General features: G+C 29.5%; 11 protein-coding genes. 9 read left to right on the plus strand and 2 right to left on the minus strand.

The genetic code is table 11. The annotated features are described in order from the left end of the window. On the plus strand, positions 1–350 hold a 350-nt coding region (locus ABIN73_06755; GenBank protein MEO0269421.1), incomplete at its 5' end, for a T9SS type A sorting domain-containing protein. Here the strand turns inward: ABIN73_06755 and ABIN73_06760 are convergent. Next, the gene (locus ABIN73_06760; GenBank protein ID MEO0269422.1) at positions 339–1,403 is read right to left on the minus strand and encodes an aldehyde dehydrogenase family protein; all 1,065 of its coding nucleotides are present in this window, start codon (positions 1,401–1,403) and stop codon (positions 339–341) included. The genes ABIN73_06755 and ABIN73_06760 overlap by 12 nt on opposite strands. An 11-nt stretch (positions 1,404–1,414) precedes the next feature. Here ABIN73_06760 and prfB point away from each other — a divergent pair, with 11 nt between their 5' ends. The 8 genes from prfB (at position 1,415) to ABIN73_06800 (ending at position 8,644) form a co-directional block, all read left to right on the plus strand. Beyond that, positions 1,415–2,518, plus strand: coding sequence for a peptide chain release factor 2 (prfB, locus tag ABIN73_06765; protein ID MEO0269423.1), 1,104 nt, complete (start codon positions 1,415–1,417; stop codon positions 2,516–2,518). Beyond that, positions 2,493–3,953 (plus strand): lysine--tRNA ligase, encoded by a 1,461-nt coding sequence (gene lysS, locus ABIN73_06770; protein MEO0269424.1) that lies wholly within the window; start codon positions 2,493–2,495, stop codon positions 3,951–3,953. Before prfB ends, lysS begins: the two co-directional genes overlap by 26 nt. 29 nt (positions 3,954–3,982) lie before the next feature. Beyond that, the gene (locus tag ABIN73_06775; protein ID MEO0269425.1) at positions 3,983–5,155 is read left to right on the plus strand and encodes an ABC transporter permease; all 1,173 of its coding nucleotides are present in this window, start codon (positions 3,983–3,985) and stop codon (positions 5,153–5,155) included. Then, positions 5,148–5,831 carry an ABC transporter ATP-binding protein gene (locus ABIN73_06780; GenBank protein MEO0269426.1) on the plus strand — a complete coding sequence of 228 codons (684 nt, stop codon included), beginning with the start codon at positions 5,148–5,150 and terminating at the stop codon, positions 5,829–5,831. The genes ABIN73_06775 and ABIN73_06780 overlap by 8 nt, the downstream gene beginning before the upstream one ends. Beyond that, the gene (locus ABIN73_06785; GenBank protein ID MEO0269427.1) at positions 5,828–6,319 is read left to right on the plus strand and encodes a UvrB/UvrC motif-containing protein; all 492 of its coding nucleotides are present in this window, start codon (positions 5,828–5,830) and stop codon (positions 6,317–6,319) included. The genes ABIN73_06780 and ABIN73_06785 overlap by 4 nt, the downstream gene beginning before the upstream one ends. Next, positions 6,309–7,370 carry a protein arginine kinase gene (locus ABIN73_06790; protein MEO0269428.1) on the plus strand — a complete coding sequence of 354 codons (1,062 nt, stop codon included), beginning with the start codon at positions 6,309–6,311 and terminating at the stop codon, positions 7,368–7,370. The genes ABIN73_06785 and ABIN73_06790 overlap by 11 nt, the downstream gene beginning before the upstream one ends. Beyond that, positions 7,367–7,699 (plus strand): MerR family transcriptional regulator, encoded by a 333-nt coding sequence (locus tag ABIN73_06795; protein MEO0269429.1) that lies wholly within the window; start codon positions 7,367–7,369, stop codon positions 7,697–7,699. The genes ABIN73_06790 and ABIN73_06795 overlap by 4 nt, the downstream gene beginning before the upstream one ends. Before the next feature lie 69 nt (positions 7,700–7,768). Further along, positions 7,769–8,644 carry a ParB N-terminal domain-containing protein gene (locus ABIN73_06800; protein MEO0269430.1) on the plus strand — a complete coding sequence of 292 codons (876 nt, stop codon included), beginning with the start codon at positions 7,769–7,771 and terminating at the stop codon, positions 8,642–8,644. Positions 8,645–8,701: 57 nt separating this feature from the next. Here ABIN73_06800 and ABIN73_06805 read toward each other — a convergent pair. Next, on the minus strand, positions 8,702–9,320 hold a 619-nt coding region (locus tag ABIN73_06805; GenBank protein MEO0269431.1), incomplete at its 5' end, for a S16 family serine protease.

The following is a 9,320-nucleotide window of genomic DNA, read 5'->3' on the forward strand; positions in this document are numbered from 1 at the left end:
TTCCTGATTCCATTGTTTATAATCCAGAAAAAGATATTCTATGTAAAATCATAAGAGGTCCAGTTATAAAAGGAAGAGAGCTGGTTGAAAACATATATGTTTTTAATAATAAGGGGAATGTTTTTTTTAATTTTAAAGTAAATAAGAAATCAGAGATAAATATAAAAATTTTTGATGGAACAGGGAGAAATGTTAGAAACCTTGTTCGTGATATTTTAGAACCTGGTGAGTATAAGGTTTTATGGACAGGCAAAAGTTCTTCAGGAAGATTTAAATCAGCTGGAAATTATTTTCTTTTACTTGAAGCAGGAGGAACAAAAATTTTTAAAAAGTTTATTTTAATCAAATAATAAACTTAAAGGTTTTATTCCATCAGCAAAGAAATTTTCATCTATAATTTGAAGTTTTCCTATCTTTTTAATATAAACATTCTTGAAGTTTTCCTTTAGGATTTTTAAAATTTCTGTTTTAAAAGGATAAATGCTCATTCCCTGTATAAAATTTTCAATATTTTTAATTTTTTTAACTAAATTTTCAAATTTTGAAAATTCATAAATATTTATAAAACCTTTTGATATGAAGATGTTTTCAGGATTCAATTTTATATAAAATTCACCAATTTTTTCTATTTTTTCCTCTTCAGAAAGATAAATGTAAAAATTGAATAATTTTTCCCTTTCACTGAATAAACCTTTTATTTTTGAAAGTTCTTTTTTTAATTTTCCTAAAAATTCATTAAAAATATTTTTATGAACAAAAATAACTGTTGGTGATAAACAGCCTGAATGGGAAAAATAAATAATATCCTTTATAAATTCTTTTATTTTTACTTTATCCGTAATAATTGAAACACTTGTCTTACTACCATATTCTATAATTTTTTTTGATTTATCAATATTTTTTTTAAATTCCTTTATGGTTCTGTCAGATCCGATAAGAACAAAATAATCATAATCTTTTATTTTTTCCTTTAAATTTTCCAAATCATCTTTAACAATTTTAATATTTTTAAAATTATTCTTTTTCAAATAGTCAAGGAGTTTGTTAGAAAGTTCAATAAAATTTTTGCTTGGTCTCCATAATATTTCTTCTGAAACCAGAATTAAAAAGTAAAGATATTGAATTTCTATTAGAGGAATATTACCAGGAGTCAATAAGAAACTCTTCTTTTTTTTAATTTTTTTAAATTTTGAAAAAGGTAAATCCTTTTTAACTTTTTTAAGCAATTTATTTTTATTACCAAAAATTGAGAATATATTATTAAGAGGTTCTTCAAAATACTTAAAACTTTTTCCTTTTTTTTCAATATATTTTTTTATAAATTCTTTTTCCCTTTTCCAAAAAGAACTTAAAGTATTAGAGTATTTTTCTAAAAGAAATTCAATTTCTTTTTGTCTTATCATATATTAATTTTATGGAAAAAACAGAACTCCTTGAAAAATGGGAAAAATTAAAAAGTTTTCTTAATGCTGATTCCCTTCAAAAGGAAAAGGAAAATCTTGAGAGGGAATCAGCAGGAGAAGGATTCTGGCAGGATAAGAAGAGAGCGAAAGAAGTTATGGGAAGGTTAAATGAAATTAAAGAAACACTTAAATTTATAGAAGAAATAGAAAAAAAATTTGAAGAATTAAAGGAACTTGAGTTATTGAAAGAAGAAGATAAAGATTTAGGTGAGGAGATTGAAGAAGAAATAGGGAAAATAATTAAAGAATTGAATAAGAAAATAGAAGAAATTGAGATAAAACTTATACTTGATGAACCAGATGACCACAAAAATTGTATTTTAACAATTCATCCTGGGGCAGGTGGAACAGAATCAATGGATTGGGCTTCAATGCTTTTGAGAATGTATTTAAGGTTTTGTGAGAGAAAAGGTTTTAAAGTAGAAGCCGATATACAGCCAGGAGAAGAAGCGGGTGTAAAATCTGCTACTTTATTTATAGAGGGTAAGTATGCCTATGGGCTTTTAAAAGCTGAAAGGGGTGTTCATAGGCTTGTGAGAATCTCACCTTTTGATGCATCAAGAAGGAGGCACACTTCCTTTGCAGCAGTGTTTGTTTATCCTGAAGTAGAAGAAGTGGAAGTAGAAATAAATGAAGATGATCTTGAAATAGAAACTTTCAGAGCTTCTGGTCCTGGTGGTCAGCATGTTCAAAAGGCATCAACTGCAATAAGAATAAGACATATTCCAACAGGAATAGTTGTATCATGTCAGAGTGAGAGGTCCTTACATCAGAATAGGATGTATGCGATGAGGATTTTAAGGGCAAGGTTAAAAGAGTATTATGATAAAAAACAGAAAGAGAAACTTGAAAAACTGGAAAAAGAAAAAACAGATATCGCATGGGGTAATCAGATAAGGAGTTATATTTTGCATCCTTATAAACTTATAAAAGATCACAGAACAGGGCTTGAAACAGGAAGAGTTGATGATGTTCTTGATGGTGATATCGAAGAATTTATAAAAACTTATCTTTTAATGGAGGGAAAAAATGAAGGAAAACAAAAAGTATCCTGAGGAATATAAAATACGCTTAGAGAAAATTCAAAAACTGAAAGAAATTGGAATCGAACCCTTTGCTTACAGATTTGATGGTAAAGTGGATATAAGGTTAATAAGGGAAAAGGAGTCAGAATTTCTTGGTAAGGAAATAAGAACTGCAGGAAGACTAAAATTTTTCAGGGATTTTGGTAAATTAATTTTTGCTGTTATTGAAGATGAAAGTGAAAAATTACAAATTGTTCTTGAAAAGAGTTCTTTAAATGAAAAATATCAAATCTTCAGAAAGTATATAGATCCAGGAGATATTATTGGTGTTGAGGGAAAGTTAGGAAAAACTCAGAAAGGGGAGCTTTCAATATTTGTTAAAGATTTTATTTTACTTACAAAGGCACTTTTACCTTTACCTGAAAAATTTCATGGATTACAGGATAAAGAGCTTATGTACAGAAAGAGGTATTTACATTTGATTTCTGATTTAAGTTCAAGGGAAGTTTTTAAATTAAGGACTAAGATTTTTGATTTTATAAGGGGTTTTCTTAACAAGAATAAATTTATTGAAGTTGAAACCCCAATTTTACAACCCATATATGGTGGTGCAACAGCAAGACCCTTTAAAACTTATTCAAATGCCCTTGATACAGAACTTTATTTAAGAATTTCAAATGAACTTTATCTTAAAAGGTTAATTGTAGGTGGGTTTGAAAGAGTTTATGAATTTTCAAAAGATTTCAGAAATGAGGGAATAGATAAAAGCCACTATCCTGAATTTACACTTCTTGAAGGCTACATTGCTTACTGGGATTATGAAGTTTTATCTCTTTTTATTGAAGAATTGCTGTATTCACTTGTTATTGAGATAAAAGGAAGTTATGAGATTGAGTATCAAGGTCAAAAAATTTCCTTTGAAAGACCCTTTAAAAGAGTCGATTATGTTGAATATTTAAAAAGTAAAATTGGATTTAATCCCTTAGAGGCTGATGTTAAAAAACTTCAAGATGTGGCTAAAGATCTTGGTATAGAGGAAAAAAATTATCCAAAAGTTCTTGATAAGATTTTTGACTATTTTTCTTCCAAGGAATTTATAAATCCTACCTTTGTTTTTAATTATCCAAAAGAACTTTCACCCCTTGCGAAAAAGAAAAGGGACGAAAATAGACTTACAGAAAGGTTTGAACTTTATATTGCAGGTTTAGAGGTTGTGAATGCTTTCTCAGAATTGAATGACCCAATAGATCAGGAGGAAAGATTTTTAAAACAGATAGAACTCAGAGAACTGGGTGATGAGGAGGCTCATGCTTTTGATGAGGATTATATTGAGGCTCTTTCCTATGGAATGCCTCCAACAGCAGGATTTGGTATAGGTATGGATAGGTTGTGTATGATACTTTTAGATAAGCCTAATATAAGGGATGTGATTTTATTTCCTGGTTTAAGACCCAAAAAAGAGTGAGAGTTTATCTATTTTTAATAAGGAGATTTTTGAGACTTAAGAGTGGTTTTTTACTTTCAATCCTTGCTTTTCTTTCAATTTCAGGTATTTTTTTAAGTGTTATGGCATTAATCCTTGTTACTGGTGTTATAACAGGTTTCCATTCCGAGATAAAAACGAGAATTTTATCATTAACCCCTCATATTTTGATTCAGAAATTTGGGGGAGAGAAAATAGAAAATCCCGATAGTATCATAAAAAAGATAAGTAAGATTAAGGGAATTGAAAAGGTTATTAAATACAAGATAACAAAAACCTTATTTAAAAATAAAATTAATATTGATGGTGGTCTTGTAAGGGCTTTACCCGATGGAGATTTCCCTTTGAAGAGAAAATTGAAAGAAAGCATTGTTGAAGGTGAGTTCAGTTTAAGGGAAAATGAAATTTTACTGGGTGATTATCTTGCTTACAGGTTAAGAGCAAATATAGGTGATACTATACTTCTTATGATCCCTTTTGAGGAAAAGTTTTCTCCTCTTTTTTTTCCTGTAAAATCTGAAAAATTTGTGGTCTCAGGAATTTTTGATCTCGGTTATTATGAATACAATTCTTCTTTTGCCTTTATATCTTTCGAAAAATTTGAGAAAATTTTAAAATCTTCAAATACCCTCTTAGAGGTTGTTTTAAGTGAACCTTATAATGCTGAAATTATAAAAAAGAAAATAGATAAGGAATTGAGATACCCCTTTTATACAGTTACCTGGATAGATATGAATAAATCTTTATTTTCTGCCCTTAAACTTGAGAAACTTGCTCTTTTTTTGATTCTTTCAATTCTGATTTTTGTGGCCTCTTTTATGATAATGGGGAATTTATTTGTTTTAATGGCAAAAAAAACAAGGGAAATAGGTATTTTAATGAGTATGGGTTTTAAAAAAGAAGATGTGTTTAAAATTTTTTTACTTGAAGGTTTAATACTTGGAAGTATAGGTATAATTTCAGGAGTAATGATTGGTTCTTTTTTGGGTTTTATAGCCGGAAAATATAAACTCATCAAACTTCCTCCTGATGTTTATTTTATTGATTATATGCCTGTAGTTATAAGCTTAAAAGATATTTTTTGGATTTTTCTCTCTTCTTATCTCATAGTTATTTTTTCCTCAGTAATACCTGCGATTAAAGCATCAAAAATTTTGCCAAGAGAAGCTCTGAGATATGAGTGAAATTATTTTAAGAGCAGAGGGACTTTATAAGAGCTTCAATTCTCCAAATGGTAAAATTGAAGTATTAAAAGGAGTGGATTTAGTTGTGAGAAAGGGTGATAAAATTCTTATTCAGGGTCCTTCTGGTTCAGGTAAAACAACTCTTTTAATGCTTCTTTCTTTTCTTGACAGACCTGATAATGGTAAAATTTTTTATATGGAAGAACTTATTTCCTTGGAAGACGAAAGAAAGTTATCTTTATTAAGGAATGAAAAATTTGGATTTATATTCCAATTTTATAATTTAATAAGAGAATTGAATGCCCTTGAAAATGTTATAGTTCCTCTTTTGATAAGGGGAGAAAGTGTTAAAAAAGCAAAGGAAAAAGCAAAGAAAATTCTTGAGATGGTTGGATTAAGTGAAAAAATATATTCTTTTCCTGCAGAGATGTCAGGAGGAGAGGAGCAAAGGGTAGCAATAGCAAGAGCAATCGTTGGGGAACCTGAAATAATTTTTGCTGATGAACCAACTGGCAGTCTTGATGAAAAGAATGCTTTAAAAGTTATGGAGATTCTCTTTGACCTCGTGGATAAAAATAATGTATCTTTGATTATGGTTTCACATAATCCTTTATGGACAAAATACTTTAATTTATCTTATTATTTACAAGAAGGAAGATTAAAATTAATAAAATGAAAGAAAAAATGGAAAAAATTTGTGAAAAATGTAAAAAGAATAAAGCAGAGGTAAAACTTGTTATTTATGAAAGTGGTGAAAAGCAAGTTCTTGAACTCTGTAAAGAATGTGCTGAAAAGGAGTCTATGGGGATTTCTCCTTCTCCATATCCTGTTCCTAAAAAAGAAAATCCTGTTTTAAAACCTGAGGAAGATCTTGTTTGTGTAAATTGTGGTTTAAAATTTTCTGAATTTTTAAAAATAACCAAATTTAAGTGTGAAAAATGTTATGAAAGTTTTGAACCAAATATAAGTAAGATAATTTATGATTATCATAAAGCAAAGGAGCATAAAGGTAAAATTTATAAGGGAGTTTATGAGCCCAATAAGGAATTCAGGTTGAGAGTTTTAAAAAGAGCACTGGAAGAAGCGATAAATAGGGAGGAATTTGAAAGAGCTGCTCGACTCAGAGACCTTATAAAGGAGGTGGAAGAAGGAAATGATACCTGAAAGATTTAAATGGATGAGTGAAAAAATTCCTTTCTGGCTAAGATTTATAAGTCCTGTTTATGGTGACATTGTTCTTTCTATAAGAATAAGACTTGCGAGAAATTTAAAGGGTTACAATTTTCCCTTATATCTTGATGAGGAAAAGAGGGTTAAGATTTTTAATTTGATAAGGGATGCCCTTTATTCAATTGAAAAACTGAAGAACCTTAAAATTTACGAGATTGATGAACTTGAGAAAATTGAAAAAGATTTTCTTGTAGAGAGACATCTTATATCAAAGGATTTATTGAAGGATGGAAAGGGTAGAGGAGTTGTAATGGATATGGAAGAAAAGATAAGTATTATGATAAATGAGGAAGATCACCTAAGAATTCAGGTTTTTTATCCTGGTTTTATGTTTGAGGAAGCTTTTATGAAAATAATGGAAATAGATGACCTTATTGGTTCTACTCTCTTGTATGCATTTCATAATAAATATGGATTTTTAACGACCTGTCCTACAAATGTTGGAACAGGTTTCAGGGTTTCCTCTTTGCTTCATCTTCCTGTTTCAGTTTTATCGGGAAGGATTCAGGAGGTTATTAACTTTGCTCTTAGTAATGATATTACAGTAAGGGGTTATTATGGTGAAGGTTCAGAGGTTATGGGAAATATTTTTCAGTTTTCTTCATTAAGAACTTTTGGAAAATCAGAGGAGGAAATTCTTTCTAATTTTAAGGATGTACTTTATAAAATAATAGATATAGAAAAAGAAGAAAGGGAAAAAATTTTAAAGAGCGCAAAAGATCTAATAGAGGATAAGGTTATGAGAACTATAGGCATTCTAAAAAGTGCTAAATTTTTGAATTCAAAAGAGGTTATGGAGTATACCTCTCATTTAAGGATGGCAGCGGGTATGAATATTATTGATATAAATATTGAAAAGATCAATGAAATAATGCTTTTAAATCAACCCGCGCATATTCAGATTTTATTCGGAAAAGTTATGGAAGAAAAAGAGAGGGATAAATTTAGAGGTATTCTTGTAAGGTCAAGACTTAATCTTTCATGAGAGAGAAGTTTTATTATACAATAAAGGAAGTTTCAGAAATTACAGGAATTAAACCTCATGTAATAAGATACTGGGAATCTCAAATTCCAGCTTTAAGACCAAAGAAAATAAGGGGAAGAAGGTTTTATACAAAGGAAGAAATAAATATTATAAACCTTATCAAAAAGTTACATTATGAAGAGGGATTAACAATTGAGGGAGTTAAGAAAAAAATTTTAAGTATGAAAGATAAAAAACAAATTGATCTTCCCCTTGAAAAGGATGACAGGAAAATTTTAAAAGAAATAAAATTGGAACTTTTGAGAATAATTGAATACTTAAAGTCTTGAAAGATTTTATTGTAGCAGTTAATTATTATAATAGTAATTATTTATACTAATTAAAAAGGAGGTCTTAAAATGGCAAAGACAACAAATGAAATAAAAAAACTTATAGCAGAAATTGAAGAAGAAGGTGTTAAAGTTCTCGCTACATTTAATGACCCCTATGGGGATAAACCACAACTTCTTGTTGAAGTTCCAATAAATATGGTTGAACCCACTCCTTTCCAGAGAGATCTTTCTGAACCTCATGTTAGAAGGTTGATGGAAGTGATTGAGACAGTTGGTAGGTATCTTGATCCTATTATTCTTGTTAGGCCTAAAAAGGGAGTTTATTGGACCCCAAATGGAAATCATAGAAGAGAGGCTATGTTAAGGCTTGGTAAGGAAAAAATTACAGGAATTTTAATTCCTGATTATTCCACCACATATCAGATACTGGCTTTAAATACAGAAAAGGCTCATAACATAAAAGAAAAATCGCTTGAAGTGATTAGAATGTATAAGACAATAATGAAAGAAGAACCAGATAAATATGAAAGTGAATATGCTTTCCAATTTGAAGAGGCTCCTTATATAACTCTTGGTATTTTATATGAAGAAAAACCTAAATTTTCAGGTGGAGCTTATCATACATTCTTAAAGAAGGTAGATAACTTTTTAGATATACCTTTTGAAGAGGCTTATACAGAGAGAGAAAAAAGAGCTTCCATTCTTGCTGAGGTGGATGAAATTGTTCAAGAAAAAGTTATAAAGATAAGAGAAAGGGGTATAAACCATCCCTTTGTAAAGCAGTTTGTTGTAAGTAAAGCTAATCCTTTTGGAAGAAAAAGAAAACTTGATGTAAATTATTATGAAGCCTTTGAAATGTTTAAAGAAAGGTTAAATGAACTTGATGTTTCAAAAGTAAGTTTGGAAGATATTGTATCAGCAGAAAGTAGTTTTGAGGAGTAATAATTTTTGTTTTTAAAATTGAAAAGAAAGGAAAAATTATAATTTTTTAAAAACCTTTTATTTCTTTTTTTTAACTTTTTTTTCTTTTTTTAAATCAGGAAATAAATACTTAATAACATCGTATATATTATCAACATAAATAAATTCCATTCCCTTTATTATGTAAGAAGGTAATTCTTTAACATCTTTTTCATTCCAGCTTGGAAGAATTACTCTTTTGATTCCTGCTCTTTTTGCTGCAAGGACTTTTTCTTTTATTCCACCCACTGGCATAACTTTTCCCCTTAAGGTTATTTCACCAGTCATTGCTACTTCTGGATCTACTGGTTTACCTGTAAAAAGTGAAAGTAAAGATACAAAAATTGCAACTCCTGCAGAAGGTCCATCTTTTGGAATTGCTCCCTCTGGAACATGAATATGAATATCACTTTTTTCAATTTCCGAATAATTTATATTCCAGGCTCTTGAATTTGCTCTGATAAGTGTTAAAGCAGCCTGACAGGATTCTCTCATTACTTCTCCAAGTTTTCCTGTTAAAATTAAAGCCCCCCTTCCTGGCATTTTTGCTGATTCTATAAAAAGAATTTCTCCACCTGTAGGAGTCCATGCTAACCCTGTCGCAACTCCAACTGTTCCCTTTCTTATTTTTGTTTCAGAATAAAAAATAGGAGAACCA

The sequence above is a fragment of the candidate division WOR-3 bacterium genome (genome assembly GCA_039804025.1).
Taxonomy (GTDB): domain Bacteria; phylum Hydrothermota; class Hydrothermia; order Hydrothermales; family JAJRUZ01; genus JBCNVI01.